This window comes from Allobosea sp. TWI1241 (genome assembly GCF_039673065.1).
Lineage (GTDB): Bacteria > Pseudomonadota > Alphaproteobacteria > Rhizobiales > Beijerinckiaceae > Allobosea.
The window spans coordinates 242,254-265,051 of the sequence record NZ_JBDJKW010000001.1 but is presented as its reverse complement, the minus strand read 5'-3'; the positions used below and the strand labels follow the sequence as shown (position 1 = coordinate 265,051).

Annotated in this window: 20 protein-coding genes and 1 tRNA gene; 11 read left to right on the top strand and 10 right to left on the bottom strand. The window is 69.4% G+C overall.

The window, feature by feature from the left end; translation table 11 throughout:
* Nucleotides 1-24: 24 nt before the first annotated feature.
* Nucleotides 25-2,097 (top strand): M3 family metallopeptidase, encoded by a 2,073-nt coding sequence (locus ABE438_RS01290; RefSeq protein WP_346500441.1) that lies wholly within the window; start codon nucleotides 25-27, stop codon nucleotides 2,095-2,097.
* 107 nt (nucleotides 2,098-2,204) lie between these two features.
* On the opposite strand, the gene ABE438_RS01285 is transcribed toward ABE438_RS01290, so the two are convergent.
* Entirely contained in the window at nucleotides 2,205-2,534 is a 330-nt protein-coding gene (locus ABE438_RS01285; protein WP_346500440.1) for a hypothetical protein, read from the bottom strand.
* Nucleotides 2,535-2,657: 123 nt separating this feature from the next.
* Here ABE438_RS01285 and ABE438_RS01280 point away from each other — a divergent pair, with 123 nt between their 5' ends.
* The 4 genes from ABE438_RS01280 to ABE438_RS01265 all read left to right on the top strand — a co-directional run bounded on the left by ABE438_RS01280 (nucleotide 2,658) and on the right by ABE438_RS01265 (nucleotide 6,827).
* A complete protein-coding gene (locus tag ABE438_RS01280; RefSeq protein WP_346500439.1) occupies nucleotides 2,658-3,140 on the top strand; it encodes a hypothetical protein in 483 nt (160 codons plus the stop codon).
* Nucleotides 3,141-3,426: 286 nt separating this feature from the next.
* Nucleotides 3,427-4,989, top strand: coding sequence for a 2-isopropylmalate synthase (locus tag ABE438_RS01275; RefSeq protein WP_346500437.1), 1,563 nt, complete (start codon nucleotides 3,427-3,429; stop codon nucleotides 4,987-4,989).
* A 215-nt stretch (nucleotides 4,990-5,204) separates the two neighbouring features.
* Nucleotides 5,205-6,479, top strand: coding sequence for a solute carrier family 23 protein (locus ABE438_RS01270; RefSeq protein WP_346500436.1), 1,275 nt, complete (start codon nucleotides 5,205-5,207; stop codon nucleotides 6,477-6,479).
* A 272-nt stretch (nucleotides 6,480-6,751) separates the two neighbouring features.
* Nucleotides 6,752-6,827 (top strand) — tRNA-Lys (locus tag ABE438_RS01265).
* 255 nt (nucleotides 6,828-7,082) lie between these two features.
* Here ABE438_RS01265 and ABE438_RS01260 read toward each other — a convergent pair.
* Nucleotides 7,083-7,403, bottom strand: coding sequence for a hypothetical protein (locus ABE438_RS01260; protein ID WP_346500434.1), 321 nt, complete (start codon nucleotides 7,401-7,403; stop codon nucleotides 7,083-7,085).
* A 128-nt stretch (nucleotides 7,404-7,531) separates the two neighbouring features.
* On the opposite strand from ABE438_RS01260, the gene ABE438_RS01255 reads away from it, so the two are divergent.
* Nucleotides 7,532-7,807, top strand: coding sequence for a hypothetical protein (locus tag ABE438_RS01255; protein ID WP_346500433.1), 276 nt, complete (start codon nucleotides 7,532-7,534; stop codon nucleotides 7,805-7,807).
* A 125-nt stretch (nucleotides 7,808-7,932) separates the two neighbouring features.
* Here ABE438_RS01255 and ABE438_RS01250 read toward each other — a convergent pair whose 3' ends face one another.
* The 6 genes from ABE438_RS01250 to ABE438_RS01225 all read right to left on the bottom strand — a co-directional run bounded on the left by ABE438_RS01250 (nucleotide 7,933) and on the right by ABE438_RS01225 (nucleotide 14,824).
* Nucleotides 7,933-9,321 (bottom strand): M20 family metallopeptidase, encoded by a 1,389-nt coding sequence (locus ABE438_RS01250; RefSeq protein ID WP_346500431.1) that lies wholly within the window; start codon nucleotides 9,319-9,321, stop codon nucleotides 7,933-7,935.
* 77 nt (nucleotides 9,322-9,398) lie between these two features.
* Complete coding sequence (locus ABE438_RS01245) at nucleotides 9,399-10,379, bottom strand: ABC transporter ATP-binding protein (RefSeq protein ID WP_346500429.1); 981 nt, start codon at nucleotides 10,377-10,379, stop codon at nucleotides 9,399-9,401.
* The gene (locus tag ABE438_RS01240) at nucleotides 10,376-11,353 is read right to left on the bottom strand and encodes an ABC transporter ATP-binding protein (RefSeq protein WP_346500428.1); all 978 of its coding nucleotides are present in this window, start codon (nucleotides 11,351-11,353) and stop codon (nucleotides 10,376-10,378) included. Before ABE438_RS01240 ends, ABE438_RS01245 begins: the two co-directional genes overlap by 4 nt.
* Nucleotides 11,350-12,249: an ABC transporter permease gene (locus tag ABE438_RS01235; RefSeq protein WP_346500427.1), complete on the bottom strand. Its 900-nt coding sequence runs from the start codon at nucleotides 12,247-12,249 to the stop codon at nucleotides 11,350-11,352. Before ABE438_RS01235 ends, ABE438_RS01240 begins: the two co-directional genes overlap by 4 nt.
* 1 nt (nucleotide 12,250) lies before the next feature.
* A complete protein-coding gene (locus ABE438_RS01230) occupies nucleotides 12,251-13,168 on the bottom strand; it encodes an ABC transporter permease (protein ID WP_346500425.1) in 918 nt (305 codons plus the stop codon).
* Nucleotides 13,169-13,327: 159 nt separating this feature from the next.
* Nucleotides 13,328-14,824: an ABC transporter substrate-binding protein gene (locus tag ABE438_RS01225; RefSeq protein WP_346500424.1), complete on the bottom strand. Its 1,497-nt coding sequence runs from the start codon at nucleotides 14,822-14,824 to the stop codon at nucleotides 13,328-13,330.
* Between the two features lie 193 nt (nucleotides 14,825-15,017).
* On the opposite strand from ABE438_RS01225, the gene ABE438_RS01220 reads away from it, so the two are divergent.
* Nucleotides 15,018-15,977 (top strand): LysR family transcriptional regulator, encoded by a 960-nt coding sequence (locus tag ABE438_RS01220; protein WP_346500423.1) that lies wholly within the window; start codon nucleotides 15,018-15,020, stop codon nucleotides 15,975-15,977.
* A gap of 14 nt (nucleotides 15,978-15,991) precedes the next feature.
* Complete coding sequence (locus tag ABE438_RS01215) at nucleotides 15,992-17,431, top strand: DEAD/DEAH box helicase family protein (RefSeq protein WP_346500422.1); 1,440 nt, start codon at nucleotides 15,992-15,994, stop codon at nucleotides 17,429-17,431.
* Between the two features lie 10 nt (nucleotides 17,432-17,441).
* On the opposite strand, the gene ABE438_RS01210 is transcribed toward ABE438_RS01215, so the two are convergent.
* A complete protein-coding gene (locus ABE438_RS01210) occupies nucleotides 17,442-17,624 on the bottom strand; it encodes a hypothetical protein (RefSeq protein ID WP_346500420.1) in 183 nt (60 codons plus the stop codon).
* Between the two features lie 132 nt (nucleotides 17,625-17,756).
* Here ABE438_RS01210 and ABE438_RS01205 point away from each other — a divergent pair, with 132 nt between their 5' ends.
* From ABE438_RS01205 to ABE438_RS01195, 3 genes are all read left to right on the top strand, one after another.
* Nucleotides 17,757-19,004, top strand: coding sequence for a putative DNA modification/repair radical SAM protein (locus ABE438_RS01205; protein ID WP_346500419.1), 1,248 nt, complete (start codon nucleotides 17,757-17,759; stop codon nucleotides 19,002-19,004).
* Nucleotides 19,001-20,461: a UdgX family uracil-DNA binding protein gene (locus tag ABE438_RS01200; RefSeq protein WP_346500417.1), complete on the top strand. Its 1,461-nt coding sequence runs from the start codon at nucleotides 19,001-19,003 to the stop codon at nucleotides 20,459-20,461. Before ABE438_RS01205 ends, ABE438_RS01200 begins: the two co-directional genes overlap by 4 nt.
* Before the next feature lie 73 nt (nucleotides 20,462-20,534).
* Nucleotides 20,535-21,296: an SDR family NAD(P)-dependent oxidoreductase gene (locus ABE438_RS01195; protein WP_346500415.1), complete on the top strand. Its 762-nt coding sequence runs from the start codon at nucleotides 20,535-20,537 to the stop codon at nucleotides 21,294-21,296.
* Here ABE438_RS01195 and ABE438_RS01190 read toward each other — a convergent pair.
* A complete protein-coding gene (locus tag ABE438_RS01190) occupies nucleotides 21,283-22,797 on the bottom strand; it encodes a patatin-like phospholipase family protein (protein WP_346500413.1) in 1,515 nt (504 codons plus the stop codon). The two genes, ABE438_RS01195 and ABE438_RS01190, sit on opposite strands and share 14 nt — an antisense overlap.
* Nucleotide 22,798 lies beyond the last annotated feature (1 nt).

The window sequence follows — 22,798 nt, the reverse complement described above, 5'->3', positions numbered from 1 at the left end:
ATGCATGTTGAAAGGCCATCCGCCATGACCGCTCCGGAAGCCCTGGACCTGCCCGAAGGCAACCCGTTCGCGCGGGTCTGGGAGACGCCGTTCGGCCTGCCGCCCTTCGCCGAGATCACGCCCGAGCATATCCGCGCGGCGTTTCCTGCGGCACTTGCCCGGCATCGCGCCGAGATCGAGGCGATCAAGGCCGAGCCCGCGCCGGCCGATTTCGCCAACACGATCGAGGCGCTGGAGCGGGCCGGGCGCGGCATGAGCCGGCTGGGCGGGGTGTTCTACAACCTCGCGGGCGCCGATACGAACGAGGCGCTGCAGGCGATCGAGCGCGAGATGTCGCCGCTGATGTCGCGGCACTGGTCGGCGGTGATGATGGACGCGGCGCTGTTCGCCCGCGTCGACGCGGTCTTCGCCCGGCGCGACGCGCTCGGGCTCGACGCGGAGCAGCTGCGGCTCTTGGAGCGGACCCATCGCGGTTTCGTGCGCGCGGGCGCGCAACTCGGCGCCGAGGACAAGGCGCGCCTCGCCGCGATCGGCGAGCGGCTGGCGGCGCTCGGCACCAGCTTCGGCCAGAACCTGCTGAAGGACGAGGCCGACTATGCGCTGATCATCGCCGACGAGGCGGATCTCGACGGACTGCCCGGCTTCGTCGTCGCGGCGATGGCGCGCGCCGCCGCCGATCGCGGCCATCCCGGCAAGCATGCGGTGACGCTGGCGCGCTCGATCATCGAGCCCTTCCTGACCTTCTCGACCCGCACGGCGCTGCGCGAGGAGGCCTTTGCCGCCTGGAGCCGGCGCGGCGAGAACGGCGGCGCCACCGACAACCGCGCCATCGTCGCCGAGACGGTGGCACTCAGGGCCGAGAAGGCCAGGCTGCTCGGCTACCCGACCTTCGCCCATTTCAAGCTCGACGATTCGATGGCCAAGACGCCGGCGCATGTGCGCGAGTTGTTGGAGCTGGTCTGGGCGCCGGCGCGCGCCCGGGCGGCGCAGGAGGCCGCCGATCTCGCCGCGCTGGCGCAGGAGGAGGGCGAGAACCGGCCGATCCGCCCCTCGGACTGGCGCTACTACGCCGAGAAGGTGCGCCAGAAGACCTATGCGCTCGATGAGGCCGAGCTGAAGCCCTATCTCCAGTTAGACCGCATCGTCGCCGCCGCCTTCGATACCGCCGGCAAGCTGTTCGGGTTGGCCTTCGCCGAGCGGCGGGACCTGCGCGGCTACCATCCCGACGTGCGGATCTGGGAGGTGAGCGAGGCCGCGACAGGGCGCCATATCGGGCTCTTCCTCGGCGATTACTTCGCCCGTGCCTCGAAGCGCTCGGGCGCCTGGATGAGCGCTTATCGCGGCCAGCGCCGGCTCGACGGCGAGGTCCGCCCGATCATCGTCAACGTCTGCAACTTCGCCAAGCCAGCGGAGGGGCGCCCGGCGCTGCTCTCGATCGACGATGCGCGCACGCTCTTCCACGAATTCGGCCATGCCCTGCACGGGCTGCTCTCGGACGTGACCTATGGCTCGCTCGCCGGCACCTCGGTGTCGCGCGACTTCGTCGAACTGCCCTCGCAGCTCTACGAGCACTGGTTCCTGACCGAGGAGGTGATGCGCCGTTTCTGCCTGCATGCGGAGACCCGCGAGCCGATCCCCGAGGCGCTGATCGAGAAGATCCGGCGGGCGCAGACCTTCAACCAGGGCTTCGCCACGGTGGAGTACACCTCCTCGGCGCTGGTCGATCTCGCCTTCCATTCGCTGGAGGCGCCGGCAGAGGTCGATCCGCTCGCCTTCGAGGCGGCGGAACTCGCCCGGATCGGCATGCCGGCTCAGATCACCATGCGCCACCGCACCCCGCATTTCGCCCATGTCTTCTCGGGCGACGGCTATTCGGCCGGCTATTACAGCTATCTCTGGTCGGAGGTGATGGACGCCGACGCCTTCAACGCCTTCACCGAGACGGGCGACGTGTTCTCGCCCGCGGTGGCGGAACGCTTGAAGCGCTACATCTACTCGGCCGGCGATACGCGCGACCCGGCCGAGGCCTATACGCTGTTCCGCGGGCGCTTGCCGACGCCGGACGCGCTCTTGGGGAAACGGGGGCTGGCGGGCTGAGCGCTGCCCCGTCGGCGAACCGCTATGCGAAGCGCGGCAGGGCGAGCCGGATCATCAGGGAAGGGGCCGCTGGCGGCCCTTTCCGGTCGATCGGCGCCTCGAGAGGCTCACGGGTAGCCGAATTTGCTCCGGGTCGCGCGGACCTGCGCGGTGGCGCCGGCATCATTGCCAGCGGCGCAACTGGCGCGGGCGCGGGTGATCTCGGCGGTGACGCGGTCGTGCACGCCCTTGGTGGTGTGGCCGGTGGCGAGATCATTGTCGATGATCGCCTGGAAGCGCTCGACCTCGCCGGTGCAGCCGGCGCCGGCCGGCATGCGGAAGGTGTTCGGCGTCACGCCGGTCGGAGCGTTCTCCGGCGGCGGCGCGGGCGGCGGGCCGGCCGTCTGGCAGGCCGCGAGGCTGAGCCCGAGGGCGGAGGCGAGGAGGGCGGCGCGCATGGTGGTCATCCCTGCTGGTTCGGGCCCGACCATGACCGATTCCGCGGGGACAGCCAAACCGGGCCGGGTAGCCGCGCTCCTGGCGGCCACAGTCTCGACACGCCGCTGGGGGACATCTCGGCCATGACCGACCAGACCACGCTCACCCTGTCGCTCTTCGCCGACTACTTCCAGTTCTACCTGCAGGACGAATCCGCCAACGAGGATTTCGGCCAGCTCTGGACCGAGGAGGCCGTCGGCCGGCTGCTCGCCGTGGCCGAGAGCAGCGTCGGCATCGGCACGGCGCGCAATCGCGACGTGCCGGTCGCGGTCTCCGTGCATGCGGACGAGCCGGAGGACGATTTCGGCGAATGGGACCTGGTCAACGAGTGTTCCTTCACCGTGCGTTCGGGCCGCGTCGCCATTCTCGGCTGCACTGATTATCTGCCCGACGCCGTCCGCATCGCGCTGCCGCCGGGCAGCTACCGGCTGCGCGCCTCCTATGCCGGGCTGGCCACGGTCAGCGACGACGGCATGGAGGGCGACGACTTCTACCGCCTGCAGCTCTGGCCTGCGCCGCCGGCTCCGGTGCGGACGCTGAAGGCCGGCGTCGCGGTGCTGCGCTGATCAGAGCTTGCGCTGTGGCGTCCGGATCGGTTAGATAATTTCACGCATTCGAGGAATCCCCGTGGCCCAGCCCGCCGCCCATGCCCTGACGAAGACCCGCGCCGCTGCGCGGACCGTCTGCATGCGCGTTCCCTCGACCCTCGGCGAGCTCCTTCTCCTTACCAGCCCCTGAGGGCCGGCCGGGCATGCATGCCTGGGCGCTCAGGGGATCGGCGGAACGGACTTCACCACTTGTCCGCGCAATGAGCCTCGAAGGGCCGCGCGACCAGAGCCAGGGACGACCATCATGACCACCAGCACCACCGCTTCGTCGAAAGATCGCGTCCTGATCTTCGACACCACCCTGCGCGACGGCGAGCAGTGCCCCGGCGCCACCATGACCTTCGAGGAGAAGCTCGAGGTCGCCGACATGCTGGACGCGATGGGCGTCGACATCATCGAGGCCGGCTTCCCGATCGCCTCCGATGGCGATTTCGAGGCGGTATCCGCCATCGCCAGCCGCATCAAGCGCGCCACAGTCGCCGGCCTCGCCCGGGCGATCAGCGCCGACATCGCGCGGGCCGGCGAGGCGGTACGCCATGCGGCCAAGCCGCGCATCCACACCTTCGTCTCGACCTCGCCGATCCATCTGCAGCACCAGATGCGCAAGAGCGAGGAGGAGGTGCTGGAGATCATCACCCGCACCGTCAGCCAGGCCCGCAATCTGGTCGAGGACGTCGAATGGTCGGGCATGGACGCCACGCGGACCCCGATCGAGTATCTCTGCCGCGCGGTCGAAACCGCGATCAAGGCCGGCGCCACCACGATCAACCTGCCCGACACGGTCGGCTACGCCACGCCGGACGAGTACCGCGCCATGTTCAAGGCGGTTCGCGAGCGCGTCCCGAACGCTGACAAGGCGATCTTCTCGGCGCATTGCCACAATGATCTGGGCTTGGCGGTCGCCAATTCGCTGGCCGCGATCGAGGGCGGCGCGCGGCAGGTCGAGTGCACCATCAACGGCATCGGCGAGCGCGCCGGCAACGCCGCGCTGGAAGAGGTGGTGATGGCGCTGCGCGTCCGCGGCGACGTGCTGCCCTACGACACCGGCATCGAGGCGACCATGCTGACGCGGGCCTCCAAGGCGGTGTCGACCGCCTGCTCCTTCCCGGTGCAGTACAACAAGGCGATCGTCGGCCGGAACGCCTTCGCCCATGAGAGCGGCATCCACCAGGACGGCATGCTGAAGCACCAGCAGACCTACGAGATCATGACCCCGGCCTCGGTCGGCGTCACCAAGACCTCGCTGGTGATGGGCAAGCATTCCGGCCGCGCCGCCTTCCGCTCCAAGCTGAAGGACATGGGCTACGACCTGGGCGACAACCAGCTCGAGGACGCCTTCACCCGCTTCAAGGCGCTGGCCGACCGCAAGAAGCACGTCTACGACGAGGATATCGAGGCGCTGGTCGATGAGAACATCGCCACCGCCCATGACCGCGTGAAGCTGGTCTCGCTGACGGTGATCGCCGGCACGCGCGGCCCGCAGCGCGCCACGCTGAAGCTCGACATCGACGGCCGCACCGTCACCGAGGAGGCGGAGGGCAACGGCCCGGTCGATGCGGTGTTCAACGCGATCAAGGCGATCATGCCGCATGAGGCCGAGCTGGAGCTCTACGACGTGCACGCGGTGACCGAGGGCACCGATGCGCAGGCCGAGGTGTCGGTGCGCCTGTCGCAGGGCGGCGCCGCCGTCACCGGCCGCGGTGCGGACCCGGACACGCTGGTCTCGTCCGCCAAGGCTTATCTGGTAGCGCTGAACAAGCTGATGGCGCGCGGCGAGCGCGTCCATGCTCAGGCGGCGGCCGAGTAAGGCCGTCTCCCGCATCGATCACGATCGAAAGGCCGGCACCGCGCGTGCCGGCCTTTTTCGTTCGTGCGGGCTGGTTTTGCTGTCGTCCTGGCGATTTTTCGGCCTGCTGCCGCGTGATTGCAGTGGACGGCGAGGTGCGACATCTTGGCTGCGGCCCCATTCTCGCCACTAATCCCGCCTGACGCGCAGGGGCGCGATTGGCGGGGAGCAGCGCGATGGCCGGTTATTTTCCGAACTGGACCTTGAAGACTTCCGGCGACGTGATGCCCGATGAGCGCCTGCCGCTCGGCCACACCGTCATCGCCGGCCTGCAGCATGTGGTGGCGATGTTCGGCGCCACCGCGCTGGCGCCGATCCTGATGGGCTTCGACCCCAACGTCGCGATCTTCTTCTCCGGCATCGCGACGCTGCTGTTCTTCGTGATCACCGGCGGTCGGCTGCCGAGCTATCTCGGCTCGTCCTTCGCCTTCATCGGGGTGGTGATCGCCGCGACCGGCTATGCCGGCAGCGGGCCCAACCCCAATCTCGGCATCGCGCTCGGCGGCATCATCGCCTGCGGCGCGGTCTATGCCGCGATCGGCCTGGTGGTGATGGCGGTCGGCACGCGCTGGATCGAGTCGCTGCTGCCGCCGGTCGTGACTGGCGCGGTGGTCGCCGCGATCGGTCTCAACCTGACCGGCGTCGCGATGAACATGATCTCGGCCAGCCCCTACACCAAGTGGATCGCGCTGTTCACGGTGCTCGCGGTGGCGCTGATCGCGGTCTACGGGCGCGGGCTGGTGCAGCGCCTGCCGGTGCTGATCGGCGGCTTCGCGGCCTATATCCTCTACGCCACCACGGCGACCAGCTTCGGCGCGCCGGCGGTGGACTTCGCCCGCATCGGCGCGGCCTCCTGGTTCGGCTTGCCGGCCTTCGTCTCGCCGGTCTTCGACGCCAAGGCGATCGCCATGATCGCGCCGGTGGCGATCATCCTCGTCGCGGAGAATCTCGGGCACATCAAGGGCATCGCCGTGATGACCGGGCGCAATCTCGACGGGCTGATCGGCCGCGGTTTCATCGCCGACGGCGTCGCCACGATGATCGCCGGCTCCGGCGGCGGAACCGGTGTCACCACCTATGCCGAGAACATGGGCGTGATGGCGGTGACGCGGGTCTATTCGACGCTGGTCTTCGTCGCGGCCGGCGTGATCGCGCTGGTACTCGGCTTCTCGCCCAAGTTCGGCGCGGTGATCGGCACCATCCCGGTGGCGGTGCTCGGCGGCCTCGCCGTGGTGGTGTTCGGCCTGATCGCGGCGGCGGCCGGCCGCATCTGGGTGGAGAACAAGGTCGACTTCTCGCAGCCCAAGAACCTGCTGACGGTGGCGACCGCGCTCATCCTCGGCGCCGGTGACCTCAAGCTGCCGATCTTCGGTTTCGAGCTCGGCGGCATCGGTACGGCGACATTCGCCGCGATCGGCCTCTACCATCTGCTGAATCGCCGCGCCGCCTGAGCGGCCCGCATCTCACGATTCGCTGTTGCAGAGGGGCGCGGTATCCACAATGGGTACCGCGCCCCTCGTTTTTTCGTCATGCAGCAGTGAGGACGATCTGCCGAATATCGCCCGGAAAAGCCGATTTTCGCGGGGTTGGCGCGCAGCCCGAAAGATTGTCGAGCGGAGCCTGCATATTTCTGTCGCAAACGAGTGGACAGGGTCCGAAGGCTTTGCTAAATGCCCGCCTGTCGACGCGGTTTGCGCCGCTTGGCAAACGTCTTCGTGGCGTTGGGTGATTAGCTCAGTTGGTAGAGCAGCTGACTCTTAATCAGCGGGTCGTAGGTTCGAGCCCTACATCACCCACCACGAACCTTCCTTTACAATCAAAGGCTTAGGCGGTTAAGCGCATTGCTTTCGCGAGGCGCGCGCCGGATTATGCGAGGCGCGAAGCCTTCGCATGCGTCGCACGTTCGCACGGCGTTCTGATCCGCTGATTTCAGCTGCGCCCGGTTTGATGCTGATCGAACGTTGCTATGCCACGCGACCGCCTTCGAGATGGCGTGCTCCGTATGCTCCCCGTGGTGTGCAAGGTCGGCTGCGCCGTTCGCATCGCCCGCGCGATCAGAGTTTGGTCTGTTCCTTGCCCCTGTCGAAGACGGGCGTCGCGTCTTCGGGCTTGTCGGCGGCGTCGGGCGCGGGCGCTTCCTCGGCCGCCTGCCTGACCGCCTCCTCCTGCTCGTTGAGCCCGTCCACGGTTTCGTTGGCGTCGCTGCCGGGGTCGTGCACCGCGGTCTCGTCGCTGGCCCTGCGGCGGTCGGTGAGCGGGGCGTCGGGCTCGGGGCGCAACGAGGCGTCCTCGGGGCGCACGGACTCTCCCGGGATGCGCTCGTCGAGCAAGGCGGGGTTCTCGCGGGTCTGCTGGTCCTGCTGGCTGGCGGGCATGGTCGCTCTCCCTGATGGCTGTCTCCTGCCTCACCAAGCCGCCCAGGCGGCGATTGTTCCGCTGGGGCGAGGGGCATGGCTGCGAACTTCCCGGCCGCTGGCGCGTTGGCTCGGGAAGGGAGAAGCAGATGAGCCATGTCGAGATGTCAGGCATCGAAATGTCGAGCCAAATGTCGGGGCCGGGCCAGCCGCCCGCCGTGCCGGAGGCGCCGCCGGAGCTGCCGCCGATGACGCCGGGCGAGGTGTCGCCCTCGCCGCCGATCGAGAACCCGCCGGACAACGAGCCTGTCGGCATCCCCAACGACCCGCCGCCGGAGCTGCCGCCCGACGCGCCGCCGGAAGGCCCGCCGGCGAGCCCTGTCGACCTGCCGCCGGGACGCGATCCGCGCGAGCCCCAGGAGTAGGGCAGAGCAGGAGTGGGGCAGAGCGGGCGTCGCGCGGATGAGGAGCGGCGAGCTGCGTTGCCTGGCGCTGCCCGGAATCGGCGGTGCGCGTCTCATCGATCACAAAGAAATCGATCTTCATCGTCTCAGACCGCCGGGCGGCCGCTCTCACCGAGATCCCAGTAGAGCCCGGCCATCATCCCGAGGCCCTCGCGCGCGATGGCGACGGGCAGGTGCTCGTCAGGCGCGTGCTGCGAGCAGCCGGGATAGGAGTGCGGCACCCAGATCGTGCGCAGGCCGAGAATGTCCGAGAAGATGTCGTTGGGCAGCGAGCCGCCGAGATTGGGCAGCAGCGCCGGCTTCTTGCCGGTGGTGCTGGCGATCGAGGCGAGCGCCCACTTCACCCAGCGATCCTCGGGATCGAGGCGGGTGGCGTGGAAGATCTCGTCGCGCGAGAGCCTGACGTCGACCATCGGGAAGCCCTGGCGGGCCAGATGGCGGCGTAGCGACGGCAGCACCTCGTTGGGGTCGATGCCGACGACATAGCGCAACTGGCAGCGCGCCCAGGCGCTCGGCGGCACGGCGTTGACCGGGGTCTCGGGCACGCCCGACTTCATCGCCAGAACGTCGAAGGAGCACCAGCCGAAGACCTGCTCGGCCGGGGACAGGCCGGGCTCGCCCCAATCGGGATCGATGGTCGGGCCGTCAGGGCCGCCGTCGATCTCGCAATCGGCCAGGGCCTCGCGCACCGCGGCCGGCAGTTCGGTCGGCACCCATTCATGGATGCGGATCTGGCCGGTCGGCGAGACGATCGAGGCGATGGCGTGGGCGAGCTGGATCGCCGGGTCGGAGAGGATGCCGCCCCAGTTGCCCGAGTGATGGCCGCCGTCGCGGGCATTGATCGAGAGGTCGAAGGTGACGCCGCCGCGCGAGCCGAGGAAGATGGTCGGGCGCTCGGCATTGAGGCGCGGGCCGTCGGAGGCGATCAGCACGTCGGCGGCAAACAGCTCCTTATGGTCCTGGCAGAGCTCGCGCAGGCCCGGCGAGCCGCTCTCCTCGCCCATCTCGATCAGGTACTTGGCGTTGAAGCCGAGCTTGCCGCGCGTCTCCAGCACGGCCTTGAGGCCGTTGATGTTGATGACGTGCTGGCCCTTGTTGTCGACGACGCCGCGGCCATACCAGCGGTCGCCGCGCTCGGTCAGCGTCCAGGGGGAGAGCCCCTCGCTCCACTGCGCGTCGAGCCCGCGGATCACGTCGCCATGGCCGTAGCCGAAGATCGTCGGCAGGGCCGGATCCTCGATGCGCTCGGCATAGAGGAAGGGGCCGCGCGCCTTGGCGTGGGTCAGCGTCCGGCAGGTGAAGCCGAGCCCTTCGAGCAGCGGGCGCATCTCGGTCTCGAGATACTCGCCCAGCACCGGGGCGCGGTCCGGGTTCTGGCTCTCGGTCGGCATGGCGACGAGGCGGGAGAGATCGTCCCTGAAGCGGCCGGTGTCGAAATAGTCGTGCGCATGCGCGATCGCCTTGGCGCGGGTCATGGCTGTCCTCGTGGTCTCGTCACGGATGGGTGGGCGATGCCGGGCGGGCCGCGACGGCACCGGCCCGGCGGAATGGATCAGGCGCTGGCGGCCGCCGGCTCGTCGTAGAGATGGCAGGCGACCAGCCCCGCCGCGTCCTGGCGCAGCGCCGGCTCCTCGCGCGAGCAGCGGTCCATGCGGGCCGGGCAGCGCGGGTGGAACGGGCAGCCCGAGGGCGGGTTGAGCGGATCGGGGAAGGCGAGGCCGAGCCCGGTCTCCGGAATGCCCTTGCCGGGCTCCGGCGTCAGCACGGAGGCGAGCAGCGCCTTGGTGTAGGGATGGCGCGGCGCCTTGAACAGCGTCGCGGTGTCCGTCAGCTCGACGACCCGGCCGAGATACATTACCGCCACGCGGGTCGCGATATGCTCGACCACCACGAGATTGTGGCTGATGAAGACATAGGTCAGACCGAGCTCGCGGCGCAGGTCGTTGAGCAGATTGAGGATCTGCGACTGCACCGAGACGTCGAGCGCCGAGGTCGGCTCGTCGCAGACCACCATCTCCGGCTTGAGGATCAGCGCGCGGGCGATGGCGACGCGCTGGCGCTGGCCGCCCGAAAGCTCGCGCGGATAGCGGTCGGCGAAGCGCCGGGGCAGGCCGACCTTGTCGAGGATGGCAATGGCCGTCTCGCGCCGCTCCTTGGCCGTGCCGATGCCCTGCACGGCGAGCGGCAGCGCCACGATCGAGGCGATGGTCCGGCGCGGGTTGAGCGAGGAATAGGGGTCCTGGAACACCGGCTGGACGCGACGGGCCATGCCGAGGCGGCCGAGCGTGCCGACGGGCTCGCCGGCCAGCGCGATCTCGCCGCCCGAGGGCGGCAGCAGGCCGAGCAGCATGCGCGCGAGGGTGGACTTGCCGCAGCCGGATTCGCCGACGATGCCGAGGACCTCGCCCTTGGCGATCGCCAGCGAGACGCCGTTGACGGCGTGCAGCGTGCGGCGGCCCTTGAACAGGCCCTGGCTGACCGAGAAGGAGCGGGTGAGGTTGCGGGCCTCGAGCAGGGGCTGGGAAGTGCTCATGCCGCGGTCTCCAGGATGCAGCGCCAGCTGTGCCCGTCATCGGTGCGGCGCAGCGGCGGCTCGGACGCACATTCGGGGCGGGCGTGGCGGCAGCGGTCGCGGAAGCTGCAGCCGCGGACCTCGCCGACCAGCGAGGGCACGACGCCGGGGATGACGCCGAGCTCGCCGCCGGGCTCGGTGCGGCCCGGCACCGGGATGCACGCGATCAGCCCCTGCGTGTAGGGGTGGCGCGGATTGCGGAAGATCGCCTCGGTCGGGCCTTCCTCGACGATCTGGCCGGCATACATCACGCCCACCCAGTCGGCGATGCGCGCGACGATGCCGAGATCGTGGGTGATCAGCACCATGGCGATGCCGAGCTCCTCCTGGAGATCGGCGAGCAGGCGCAGGATCTGCGCCTGGATGGTGACGTCGAGCGCGGTGGTCGGCTCGTCGGCGATCAGCAGGTCGGGCGAGCACATCAGCGCCATGGCGATCATCACGCGCTGGCGCAGGCCGCCGGAGAGCTGGTGGGGATATTGCCCCAGCCGCTGCTCGGCATTGGCGATGCCGACCTTGCCGAGCAAGAGGATCGCACGCTCGCGCGCCTCCTGCTCGCTCGCCTTGCGGTGCAGGCGGTAGGCCTCCGTCATCTGGTCGCCGATGGTGTAGGCGGGGTTCAGCGCCGTCATCGGTTCCTGGAAGATCATCGCCATGCGGTCGCCGCGCAGCGCGTTGATGCGCTTGGCGGAGGCTTTGGCGATGTCCTCGCCGGCGAAGGCGAGGCGCCGGGCGCTCTTCTTCGCCGCCTTGGGCAGCAGGTCCATGATGGCGAGCGAGGTCATCGACTTGCCGCAGCCGGACTCGCCCACGAGGCAGAGCGTCTTGCCCTTCTCGACCTTGAAGGAGATCTCGCGGACGGCGTGCAGCTGGCCGCGCGGGGTGGCGATGTCGACGGAGAGCCCGTCGATCTCGAGGATGGCCTGCGAGATCATGTGCGGCCCTCCGGCGAGATCACGTCGCGCAGCCCGTCGCCGGCGAGGTTGATCGCGAAGATCAGCAGGGCGAGCGCCGTGCCGGGCAGGGCGATCAGCCAGAAGGAGAAGAACATGTAGGCCTTGGCCTCCGAGATCATCAGCCCCCAGGACGGCAGCGGCGGCTGCACGCCGAGGCCCAGGAAGGAGAGGGCGGCTTCGAGCAGGATGGCGCTGGCGGCTTCCAGCGTCGCGACGACGATCAGGTGCGGCGCGATGTTGGGCAGCACCTCGCCGAGCACGATGCGCGGGGTCGAGGCGCCGGCCGCCTGGGCGGCGGCGACATAGTCGAGCGAGCGGACCTGCTGTGTCGCGCTGCGCATCACCACGGCGAAGCGGTCCCATTTCAGCAGGCCGAGCACCAGGATGACGATCCACAGCGAGGAGCCGACGATGGCGACGACGGCGAGCGCCACGAGGATGACCGGCATGGACAGGCGCGTGGTGACCAGGAAGGTCATCGCCATATCGACCCGGCCGCCAAAATAGCCGGCGAGCAGGCCCATGGTGGTGCCGATGATGCCCGAGATCAGCACGACGCTGATGCCGATCAGCAGCGAGATCCGCGCACCATAGAGCAGGCGCGAGAGATAGTCGCGGCCGAGCGGGTCGGTGCCGAGCGGGTGGACCCAGTTGCCCTTCGGATACCAGAAGGGCGGCACGTTGCGGGCGGTCAGGTTCTGCAGATAGGGGTCGTGCGGGGCCAGAAGCGGCGCCGCGAGCGCGATGGCGACGAAGACCAGCAGCAGGCCGAAGCCGATGACGAAGGCCTTCTGGCCGAGGAAGCGGCGCAGCAGCTTGCGGCCTTCGGAAAGTTCCGGCGCGTCGGCGACCGAGAGGGGCGTGGTGTCTGTCATCTCAGGCCACCCGGATCCGCGGATCGAGCCAGGCATTGGCGATGTCGGCGGCCAGCGTCAGCAGGACGTAGACGACCGACAGCAGCAGGACGACGACCTGCATGACGGGGAAATCCTTGAAGGTGATGCTCTGGTAGGCGAGGTAGCCCAGCCCATCGAGCGCGAAGATGGTCTCGATCACCACCGAGCCGCCGAGCAGGAAGCCGAGCTGGACGGCGGCGAGCGCGACCACCGGGACCACGGCGTTGCGCAGCGCGTGCTTGAAGATGATCTTGCGGGCCGGCAGGCCCTTGGCCCGGGCGGTGCGGATATAGTCGGCCGAGAGGACCTCGATCATGCCGGCGCGGATCAGCCGCATGAAGGCCGGCGCGGCGTAATAGCCGAGCGCGATGGTCGGCATCACGTAATGCTGCCAGGTGGTTGAGCCGGAGACCGGCAGCCAGCGCAGCGTGATCGAGAACAGCATGACCAGGATCAGCGCGAAGAAGAAGTTCGGCATCGCCTGGCCGACGACGGCCACGGTCAGCGCCAGCCGGTCGATCCAGCTGTTGGCGTAGATCGCGGCGAGCACGCCGAGCGGGATCGAGATCGCCAGCGCGAAGAGCAGCGAGGTCACGCCCAGCATCAGGGTGACGGGCAGCTTGGCGAAGACCAGCGAGGCCACGTCGGTCTTGAAGTAGATCGAGGTGCCGAAATCGCCCGAGAGCGTCTTCCCGAGCCATTCGAGATACTGGACGATCAGCGGCCGATCGAGGCCGTAGGTCTGGCGGATCAGCTCGATATCCGCCTCCTGCGCGCCTTCGCCCGCGATCGCCGCGGCGACGTCGCCGGAGAGGCGCAGCAGGAAGAAGGCGATGGCGGAGACGGCGAGCGCGACGAGGAGCGCCAGGCCGAGCCGTTTCAGAATGAAGCCGAGCATGGAGGGGCTTTCGCTTGCGGCGTTCCGGCGCCCGCAGGTGAGCCTGCGGGCGGGACTGTTCTGTGGGCATGGGGGGCCGGCGCGCTGCCGGCCCGATCAGGCATCGTCTCGACTCCCGGCCGTGCGCTTTGGCATCCGGCCGGGAGGCTCGTCAGCGCCTCACTTCTTCCAGGTCATTTCCCAGAAGCGCACGGACTCGTCGGGATAGGCCTTGAAGTTCAGGTCCTTGTTCGCGACGTAGTAGACCGGCAGCGAGTAGAGCGGCACGGCGTAGGCCTTGTCGGCGATGATCGACAGGGCTTCCTTGTAGGCCGCCTTGCGCGCGTCGGGGTTCACCGAATTGTTGCCCTTGTTGAGGGCGTCGCGGACCGTCGGGTCGCGGGTGATGTCCTCGCTGCGGAAGGCGAAGTAGTTCGGGGTCGCGGCCGAGACGTCGTTCACCGAGAACGAGCCCCAGGTCTGGTGCGTCAGCATCGCCTTGCCGGTGGCGATCTGCTCGCGCATCGCGGCGTATTGCAGGAAGCGCAGATTGGTGTTGATGCCGACCGCCTTGAGATAGCCGATCAGGGCCTCGGTCTGGTTGCGCTCGCGATAGGCGACGATGTCCAGGGTGAGGTTCGGATGGCCGGCTTCCTTGAGGAGCGCCTTGGCCTTGGCCGGATCGTAGGGATAGCGCGCGGTGCCCTCGTCCGTGCAGCCGAACTGGCTGGGGAAGCAGATGGTGTTGAGGACGCGCGAGCCGTCGCCGACGATGTTCTTGACCATCGCCTCGCGGTCGATGGCGTGGATGATCGCCTTGCGGACGCGCTCGTCCTTGAGGGCCGGCGCCGGCGTGTTCTCCAGCACGTTCATCTGCATGAAGACGATGCGCATCGTCTCGCCGGAGACGACCTGCAGCGTCGGCACCGCCGCGAGCTGGTCGGCCTGGTCCTTCGGCACGTGCATGATCAGGTCGCCGCCGCCCGAGAGCATCTCGGCCATCTGGGTCTGGCGGTCGGGAATGAAGCGGATCTCGACCTTGCCGATGGTCGGCTGCGGCTTCGGCGAATCCTTGAAGTAGTCCTTGTTGCGCTCGAGCGTGATCGACTTGCCCGGCACGTAGTTGGTGACCTTGTAGGGGCCCGAGCCGACCGGCTTCTCGTTCTGCCCCTTGGGGCCGACCTTCTCGTAATACTCGTTGGGATGCATCACCACCGGGCCGGCGAGATATTCGATCGCGGCCGGGAAGACCTCCTTGGTGGTCAGCCGGACCTTGTACTTGTCCAGCTTCTCGGCCTTGGCGATCCAGTTGACGTTGCCCTGGGTGACGACCTTGTTCTCGGGCTTGGAGATGAAGTTCAGCGTGTAGACGACGTCGTCGGCGTCGAACTCCTCGCCATTGTGGAACTTCACGCCCTCGCGCAGCTCGAAGTCGATGGTCTTGTCGTCGACCTGGGTCCAGCTCTTGGCGAGCTGGCCCTTGTACTCGTTGGTCTGCGGATCGCGATAGACCAGCGTATCCCAGACATTGGCGCCGATGATCACGCCGATGCGGACGTTATTGAAGAAGGGATCGACGTTCTCGGGCGCCTGGTCATAGGCGAAGCGGACAGTGTCGGCGGCCTTCTGGGCATAAGCGGGCGCAGCGCTGATCGCGGCGATGGCCGTGGCGGCCACGGCGAATGTCAGGCCTCTTCCGAAAAATCGCATGATCGTCCCCTCGTCGCTTGTTGTCGGCTGGGGCGGTCGCGCGGCTCCCGACCGCGCTTGCTCCGCCATGACGCAAAAGTCTGCCCAAGCGCTTTGGTTGCTGCAATAAGAATGAATCGAACGTATCGTTGCCAATCTGGCAATGGTCGGAGGGTCAGCCTTGCAGAATGCAGCATTGCGATGCTTCCTCGCGGTCGCCCGCACCGGCTCGGTCAGCGCCGCGGCGCAGCGCCTGCGCATCGCCGGATCGGCGGTCAGCCGCCGCATCGCCAATCTGGAAAAGGAACTCGGCTGCCCGCTGTTCGAGCGGCGCTCGCACGGCATGATCCTGACCCAGCCCGGCCAGACCCTGCTCGCCTATGCCCAGCGCCGGGCGATCGAGGACGAGCAGATCATCAACGAGATCCGCGAGGTGCGCGACGCCGAGAAGGGCCTGATCCGGCTCGGCGTCACCGAGGGCTTCGCCGCCACCTTCATCCCGGAGACGATCCTCCTCTACCGGCAGGCCCATCCCGGCATCGTGTTCGACCTCAAGGTGGTGTCGCCCCAGATGGTGACGGAGACGGTTCGCAGCGGCCTCGTCGACATCGGGCTGACCTTTGTGCTGAGCCATGAACGCGGCGTCGCCGTGCAGTGGCAGCGCGCCGCGCGCAGCTACGCCTTCGTCGCACCGGGCCACCCGCTGGCGACGCGCGAGACCGTCTCGATCGAGGAGGTTCTGGCGCATCCGATCGCGGCGCTCGACGGCGAGAACACAGTGCGGCGCATCGTCGACAGCTATGTCTCGGCGCGCGGGCTCTCGATCGAGCCGGTGCTGATCTCCAGCAACGTCGCGAGTCTGCGCCATTTCTGCAGGCTGGGCGGCGCGGTGATGTTCGCGGCCAGCATCACCTATGGCGCGGCGCTGCGGGCCGGCGACATCGTCGCGTTGCCGCTGCGCACCAGCGAACTGCCGCCGCGCAGGCTCGAAGTGCAGACCATGCAGGGGCGGGCCCTGCCGAAATCGGTGAGCGGCTTCGTCTCGCTGCTGGTCTCGCGGCTCCAGGCCGAGCTGGACGAGGTCGACTATCTCGAGGAGAGGGCCGGCAATCTCGGCCGGCGCGGCGAGGCCTCGGCGTGACCATGACCATGACCATGACTACGACAGCGCCGACGGAGCGCATGATCCCGCATCCGCACCAGCGCGAGGCGCGCGCCGCCATCCTGTCGGCGCGGGCGGCGGGCCGCTCGGCCTTCCTGCTCGGCGACCTGACGGGGCTCGGCAAGACGCTCTCGGCCTGGTTGGCCATCGCCGCCATGCCGGAGCGCGAGGTGCTGGTGATCTGCCCCAAGGGCGCGATCCCGCAATGGCGGCGCACCATGGCGCTCTCGGGCGTCGGCGCCGAGAAGCAGGTGACGCTGATGAATTTCGAGCGGACCAAGTCGCTGCTGGCGCCGCCGCCGGCGAGCACGAAGCGCTCGACGCGGGCGAAGAACAACGAACTCGCCCGGCACGGCACGCCCAGGCGCGTCTGGCCGCTGGTGGTGATCGACGAGGCCCACCGCATCCGCAATCCGCACTCGCAGCAGGGGCTGGTCTGCCGCCAGATGGCCGCGAGCGCCGCCTTCACGATCTATATGAGCGCCACGGCCGGGCAGGCGCCGCACGAACTCTCCTATCTCGCGGCGCCGCTGGCCGACGCGGCCGGCCTGCCGGGCGGCGATCTCGACGGCTTCCGCGCGCTGATGAAGCGGTTGAAGATCGGGCGCGCCAAGGGGCGCTGGAAGAACTGGAGCTGGGAGCCGAACGAGGCCGACCGCAAGGTCATGGCCGACCTGCTCTATCGTGGCGCGCGGGCGATCGGTTTGCGAAGGCGGCCGGAGGAAATCGCCGGCTGGCCGGAGGTGCAGCGCGAATTGGCGCCGGTTGCGCTCGATGCCGCAGCGCGCAAGCTTTACGAGGCGACCTGGCGCGAATTCCGGCGCGAGCTCGGGCTGGCCGGCGGCTCCACCCGCAAGCCTGCCGGCTGGGCGGCCGATCTGCGCTTCCGCCAGAAGGCGAGCCTGCTGCGCGTCGCCGGCACCGCGGCCTTCTGCGACGACCTGCTGGAGGCCGGCCACCAGGTCGCGATCTCCGTCGCCTTCCTCGAGACGGGGGCGATGCTGGTCGAGCGGCTCGCCGGGCTCGGCTGGCGGGTCGGCACCATTTCCGGCGAGTATTCGGGCGAGGCCAACGAGGCGACGCGGCTCGCCTTCCAGACCGGCGCGCTGGATGCGGTGGTGTTCACCGTGACGGAATCGATCTCGCTGCATCGGGGCGAGATGCCGGGCGGGGAGCGCGAGCGCGCGCTCGTCGTCCACGATCTGCGCCACAGCGCGATCCAGCTCCAGCAGATCGAGGGCCGCTGCCATCGCGACGGGCAGCACGCCACGATCTTCTATGCCTTCGCCGAGGAGACGGTGGAGGAGAAGGTCGCGGCGACCGCGCTCGCGCGCATGGCGGCCATGGAGGGCATGGCCGGCGACGAGACCGGGATGATCGAGGCGATCGCCCGCGAGATCGAGCGCGCCGCCCTGTCGCGGGAGACCCCTTAGCGCCCCGGCCTCAGTCGCGGCGCTCCGGCGGCGCCTCATTGTTGACCGGAGTCGCCGGCCGCGGCGTGCCGCCGACCAGTTGCTCGGTGCTGTCCAGCAGCCTGTACCAGACCGAGCGCGTATAGGCGCCGCGATGGACGATCGCGTCATAGCCGAGCGCGATGACGACGAGCACAAGCAGGATGCGGAACATGGTAGACGTCCTCTCGATAAGCAGTCGGAACGCGGCCATCGCCGGCATGTTCCGCCGCTTGACCCGCGGACAGACCGGAGAGGGGGCTGGCGTTCCGACGGAAGGATCGCTATCCTAGAACAAAGAGTGAACATGGAGGCGGCCTTGGCGAGGCTTTCCACCCTCGAGAAGCTCGAGATCCTGAGCGATGCGGCGAAGTACGATGCGTCCTGCGCGTCGAGCGGCGGCGCGAAGCGCGATTCCCGCGACGGCAAGGGCATTGGCTCGACCACCGGGTCGGGCATTTGCCATTCCTATGCGCCGGACGGGCGCTGCATCTCGCTGCTCAAGATCCTGCTGACCAATGTCTGCACCTATGACTGCGTGTTCTGCATCAACCGGGCCTCGAGCAATGTCCGGCGGGCGCGCTTCAGCGTCGAGGAGGTCGTGGCGCTGACGCTCGACTTCTACAAGCGCAACTACATCGAGGGGCTGTTCCTGTCCTCCGGGATCATCCGCTCGCCGGACTACACCATGGCCGAGCTGGTGCGCGTGGCTCAGACCCTGCGCGAGGTCCATCACTTCCGCGGCTACATCCACCTCAAGCTGATCCCGAGCGCCAGCCCCGGGCTGGTGGCGCAGGCCGGGCTCTATGCCGACCGCGTCTCGGTCAATGTCGAGCTGCCGAGCGAGGAGGCGCTGAGCCGGTTCGCGCCGGAGAAGCGGGCCGGCGACATCCGCTCCGCCATGGGTGGCCTGCGGCTCAAGATCGAGGAGCATGCCGACGAGCGCGCCCGCTCGCGGCGGGCGCCGGCCTTCTCGCCGGCGGGGCAGAGCACGCAGATGATCGTCGGCGCGGATGGGGCGAACGATGCGTTGATCCTGCGGCGCAGCGCCAATCTCTACGCCGCCTTCGGCCTGCGGCGGGTCTATTATTCCGCCTTCAGCCCGATCCCGGATGCGTCGAGCCAATTGCCGCTGCGCGAACCGCCGCTGCTGCGCGAGCACCGGCTCTACCAGGCCGACTGGCTGACGCGCTTCTACGGATTCGAGGTCGACGAGATCCTCGATGCGGCGCCGGGCGGCATGCTCGATCTCGGCGTCGATCCCAAGCTGGCCTGGGCGCTGCGCCATCGCGGGCGCTTCCCGGTCGACGTCAACCGGGCCGATCGCGAGCTTCTGCTGCGGGTGCCGGGCTTCGGCACGCGCAGCGTCGACCGTATCCTCGCCGCACGCCGCCATCGCCGGCTCCGGCTGGAGGATGTCGGCCGGCTGGTGCGCTCGGTCGGCGCGGTGCGGCCCTTCATCGAGGCGGCGGACTGGCGGCCAGGCGGCGAGCTCGACGCCGAGCGGCTGCGGGCGCGCGTGGCGCCCAGGCCGGTGCAGCTGGCCCTGCTATGACGATCGTCGCGCGCCTGTCTCATCCGGCCGATTTCGACGGCTGGCGCACTCTGGCGCGGCGACTGGCCGCGGCCGCCGTCGCGCCCGACGCGGTGGAGTGGCGCGTTGGCGACGATCCCGGCGGGCTCTTCGACGGCGAAGCGCTGCCGGAGGCGGCGGGCGAGCGGGGCCTCGTCGTGCCGCGCGGCTTTCTCGAACTCGGGCGCCTCGTCGTGCTGCACAGCGATCCGCAGCGCTTCGGCCTGCTCTATCGCCTGCTGCTGCGCCTGCAGGGCGAGCGCGCCCTGTTGCAGGTCGCGACCGATCCCGACATCCGTCGCGCCGAGATGCTGGCCAAGGCGGTGCGGCGCGACCTCCACAAGATGACCGCCTTCGTCCGCTTCCGCCTGGTGCGCGACGCGGAGGATGGCGAGGCCTTCATCGCCTGGTTCGAGCCGGAGCATCATATCCTCGAGGCGGTGGCGCCCTTCTTCGTCAGGCGCTTCGCCGGGATGCGCTGGAGCATCCTGACGCCGCGCGGCTCGCTGGTCTGGGACGGCGGGAGCCTGCGCATCGGCGAGGCGGCGCGGCGCACGCAGGCGCCGGGCGGTGACGCGATGGAGGATTGGTGGCGGACCTATTACGCGGCGATCTTCAATCCAGCCCGGCTCAACCCGGCGGCGATGCGGGCCGAGATGCCGGTGAAATACTGGCGCAACCTGCCGGAGGCCGAGCTGATCGCGCCTTTGATCGCCGAGGCGTCGCGCCGCACCGATGCGATGATCGCCGCGCCCGCCTCCCGGCCGGAGCGGCGCCCGGCGCTGCCGCGCGAGGCCCTGCGGCCGCTGCCGGCGCAGGTCGACGAGCCGGGCGATCTGCGCGAGGCGGCCGCCGCGGCGCGCGACTGCCGGCGCTGCGGGCTCTGGTGCGACGCGACCCAGACCGTGTTCGGCGAAGGCCCGCCAGATGCGCCGCTGATGATCGTCGGCGAGCAGCCGGGCGATCGCGAAGACCTTGCGGGGCGCCCCTTCGTCGGGCCGGCTGGCGAATTGTTCGACCTGTCGATGGCGCGGGTCGGGCTCGATCGCCGGCGGGCCTACTTGACCAATGCCGTGAAGCATTTCCGCTTCACCCTGCGCGGCAAGCGGCGCATCCACCAGAAGCCGGGCGCTGGCGAGATCGACGCCTGCCGCTCCTGGCTGACGCTGGAACTCGGGCTGGTCAGGCCCCGGCTGGTGCTGGCGCTGGGCGGGACGGCGCTGCGGGCGCTGAGCGGCGAGACGGCGCCGCTGTCCGGTTTTCGCGGCCGGCGCCTGGCGCTGGCGGACGGCACGCCGCTGGTCGCGACCGTGCACCCGTCCTATCTGCTGCGCCTGCCGGACGAGGCGGCGCGCCAGCGCGAGACCGAGCGCTTCCTCGCCGATCTCGGCCTCGTCCATGCGCTGCTGCCGGCGATGCGGCTGCAGGCTGCGGCCTGAGCGGGTTGACCCGCAGGGGCCGCCATTGTCCTCTCGGCCCCAGCCGCCGGAGCGCGGCACGAGCGGAGGGACGATGTTCGCGGATCTGGATGGCAAGCGCGTATTGGTGACCGGGGCCTCTTCCGGGCTCGGCGCGCATTTCACCGCGGTTCTCGCCAGCCATGGCGCCCGTGTCGTCGCCGCCGCGCGGCGCACCGACCGGCTCGCGGCCCTGGCCGAAGCCTGCGCGGGAGCGAAGGGCGAGGTTCTGCCGCTGGCGCTCGACGTCGCATCGGTGGCGGCGGTGGAGGCCGGGGTGCGCGAGGTTTGCGAGCGGCTCGGCGGGCTCGACGTGCTGGTCAACAATGCCGGCGTGGTCGAGAGCCGGCGGGCGCTCGATATCGACGAGGCGGGGTGGGACGCGCAACTCGACGTCAACCTGAAGGGCTGCTTCTTCATGGCGCAGGCCGCCGCCCGGGCCATGGCCGGGCAGGAGACGGGCGGCGCGATCGTCAACATCGCCTCGATTCTCGGCGAGCGGGTCGCGGCGGCCGTGGCGCCCTATGCGATCTCCAAGGCCGGACTGATCCAGATGACCAAGGCGCTGGCGCTCGAATGGGCGCGCCACCGGGTCCGGGTCAATGCGCTGGCGCCCGGCTATGTCGTCACCGACTTCAACCGCGACTTCTTCGCCAGCGAGCCGGGCGAGGCGCTGGTGCGGCGCATCCCGATGCGCCGGCCGGGCGATCTCGACGATCTCGACGGGCCGCTGCTGCTGCTCTGTTCCGATGCCGGCCGCTATATGACGGGCTCCGTCCTGGCGGTGGACGGAGGCCATCTGGTCAGCGGGCTCTAGCGAGCTCCGCTCCCACGTCGGCGCTCGCGGCGCCGACGCCCTCGGCCGGGCGGCTCGTCCCGGTGCGGACATGCTTCAGCGCGGTGCGGAAGCCGTGATTGCGCAACAGCGCCTCGCGGCCGGCCGCGACGCTGGTCTCGACCTGATCCTGCGGCAGAACCAGGCGCGTCTCGACCTTGCGGAAGGAGTTCTGCGTCGGCGGGGTGAGATCGTCGAAGGACACGGCGTCGAAGATGATCTCGAGGTCGCGGCAGTCCCAGCCCTTGAGCGAGCCGCGATGCCGCAGCACCTCGGCCGGCGAGAGCGAGCAGCGCCAAGCGACCAGCTCGCGGCGCCAGCTCGCCAAAGCGAGCTGCATCGCATCGTATTCATGGCGCACCGAGGCGTCGACCATGGTGTTGGCGGTGGCCTCGACCATCTGCGCAGCGCCGGGGCCGCGCAGCGTCTCGCCCCAGGCGATGTCCTCGCGGCGACCGGCATCGGCGACGAGATAGAGCATCGTGCGCAGCCTGACCGCCTGCCGGACCGAGAGCGGGCCATAGGGCGTGTCCGAGGCCATGCGGTTCATGGTGAAGCCACTCAGGCCGAAATTGTCGGTGAGGCCGCCGTCGAGCAGCTTCACATATTTCAGCCGGCTCGGGTTCTGGTAGTTCTCCAGGGCGCGTGCGTCGGCCAGGACGCGCATCGAGACGTTGGGATCGTCGAGCGCCTTCTGCAGCCAGGCCGGGCGCTTGTAGCCGCAGACCGGGCCATAGGCCTTGAGCGGGATCGGCTTGAACAGCATCGGCACGGCTGCGGAGGCCGCCACAGCCTCCGAAATCGGCAGGGAATTGAGGTCGCTGCACAGGGCGGCGAAGGTGTCGTGGGTGAAGAGGAACGGTGTCGAGTTCCAGATGTCGGAGGCGTTGATCCAGACGATCGGCTTGTCTGGCTTGTCGAAGGCGGCGTAGCGCGCGCCGTCGAACAGGTTCTCGTCGAGCCAGCGCGCGAAGGTGCCGCGCCCGTTGATGCCGCCGCCGAGCGCGCCGGCGATGGTGGCGGGCGAGACAATCGAGGTGCTGAGGCTGCTCTCGGCGTCGCGCTCGAGGAAGCGCTCGCGCAGATCGTCGAAGCGGTGCGGGCCCTTGAGCGCGAAATAGGCGGCGGTGACCGCGCCGCCCGAGGCGCCCGAGACCATGCGCACCTTGTCGGCCATGCTGGTTCCGGGCCGGCCGGGCACGGGGGTGTCCTGCAACTGCCGCAGGATGCCGTAGGCATAGGCGGCGGCGCGGGTGCCGCCGCCGGAGAAGGCGAGACCGAGCAGCAGCGAGCCGTCGCCATGGCCTTCGGGAATCGAATCCGGCGAGAAGCGCGGCGCGGTATCGATCTGCGCGTTGAGCGGCGGGTCGAGCACCTGCGCGCAGGAGGAGAGCGCGAGGCCGAGCGCGCCGGCGAGAACAACGCTGACGCCGCGCCTGAAGGCGCCGCGCCGCGGCGTCGGCGGAATGCCGCTCGTGATCATC

Bases quoted from the DNA above. Each gene is read 5' to 3' on its own strand.
- ABE438_RS01195 (WP_346500415.1), top strand. From the start codon at position 20,535: ATGTTCGCGGATCTGGATGGCAAGCGCGTATTGGTGACCGGGGCCTCT.
- ABE438_RS01240 (WP_346500428.1), bottom strand. From the start codon at position 11,353: ATGATCTCGCAGGCCATCCTCGAGATCGACGGGCTCTCCGTCGACATC.
- ABE438_RS01200 (WP_346500417.1), top strand. From the start codon at position 19,001: ATGACGATCGTCGCGCGCCTGTCTCATCCGGCCGATTTCGACGGCTGG.
- ABE438_RS01290 (WP_346500441.1), top strand. From the start codon at position 25: ATGACCGCTCCGGAAGCCCTGGACCTGCCCGAAGGCAACCCGTTCGCG.
- ABE438_RS01210 (WP_346500420.1), bottom strand. From the start codon at position 17,624: ATGTTCCGCATCCTGCTTGTGCTCGTCGTCATCGCGCTCGGCTATGAC.
- ABE438_RS01275 (WP_346500437.1), top strand. From the start codon at position 3,427: ATGACCACCAGCACCACCGCTTCGTCGAAAGATCGCGTCCTGATCTTC.
- ABE438_RS01250 (WP_346500431.1), bottom strand. From the start codon at position 9,321: ATGACCCGCGCCAAGGCGATCGCGCATGCGCACGACTATTTCGACACC.
- ABE438_RS01235 (WP_346500427.1), bottom strand. From the start codon at position 12,249: ATGACAGACACCACGCCCCTCTCGGTCGCCGACGCGCCGGAACTTTCC.
- ABE438_RS01255 (WP_346500433.1), top strand. From the start codon at position 7,532: ATGAGCCATGTCGAGATGTCAGGCATCGAAATGTCGAGCCAAATGTCG.
- ABE438_RS01190 (WP_346500413.1), bottom strand. From the start codon at position 22,797: ATGATCACGAGCGGCATTCCGCCGACGCCGCGGCGCGGCGCCTTCAGG.
- ABE438_RS01280 (WP_346500439.1), top strand. From the start codon at position 2,658: ATGACCGACCAGACCACGCTCACCCTGTCGCTCTTCGCCGACTACTTC.
- ABE438_RS01215 (WP_346500422.1), top strand. From the start codon at position 15,992: ATGACTACGACAGCGCCGACGGAGCGCATGATCCCGCATCCGCACCAG.
- ABE438_RS01260 (WP_346500434.1), bottom strand. From the start codon at position 7,403: ATGCCCGCCAGCCAGCAGGACCAGCAGACCCGCGAGAACCCCGCCTTG.
- ABE438_RS01285 (WP_346500440.1), bottom strand. From the start codon at position 2,534: ATGCGCGCCGCCCTCCTCGCCTCCGCCCTCGGGCTCAGCCTCGCGGCC.
- ABE438_RS01230 (WP_346500425.1), bottom strand. From the start codon at position 13,168: ATGCTCGGCTTCATTCTGAAACGGCTCGGCCTGGCGCTCCTCGTCGCG.
- ABE438_RS01245 (WP_346500429.1), bottom strand. From the start codon at position 10,379: ATGAGCACTTCCCAGCCCCTGCTCGAGGCCCGCAACCTCACCCGCTCC.
- ABE438_RS01205 (WP_346500419.1), top strand. From the start codon at position 17,757: ATGGAGGCGGCCTTGGCGAGGCTTTCCACCCTCGAGAAGCTCGAGATC.
- ABE438_RS01270 (WP_346500436.1), top strand. From the start codon at position 5,205: ATGGCCGGTTATTTTCCGAACTGGACCTTGAAGACTTCCGGCGACGTG.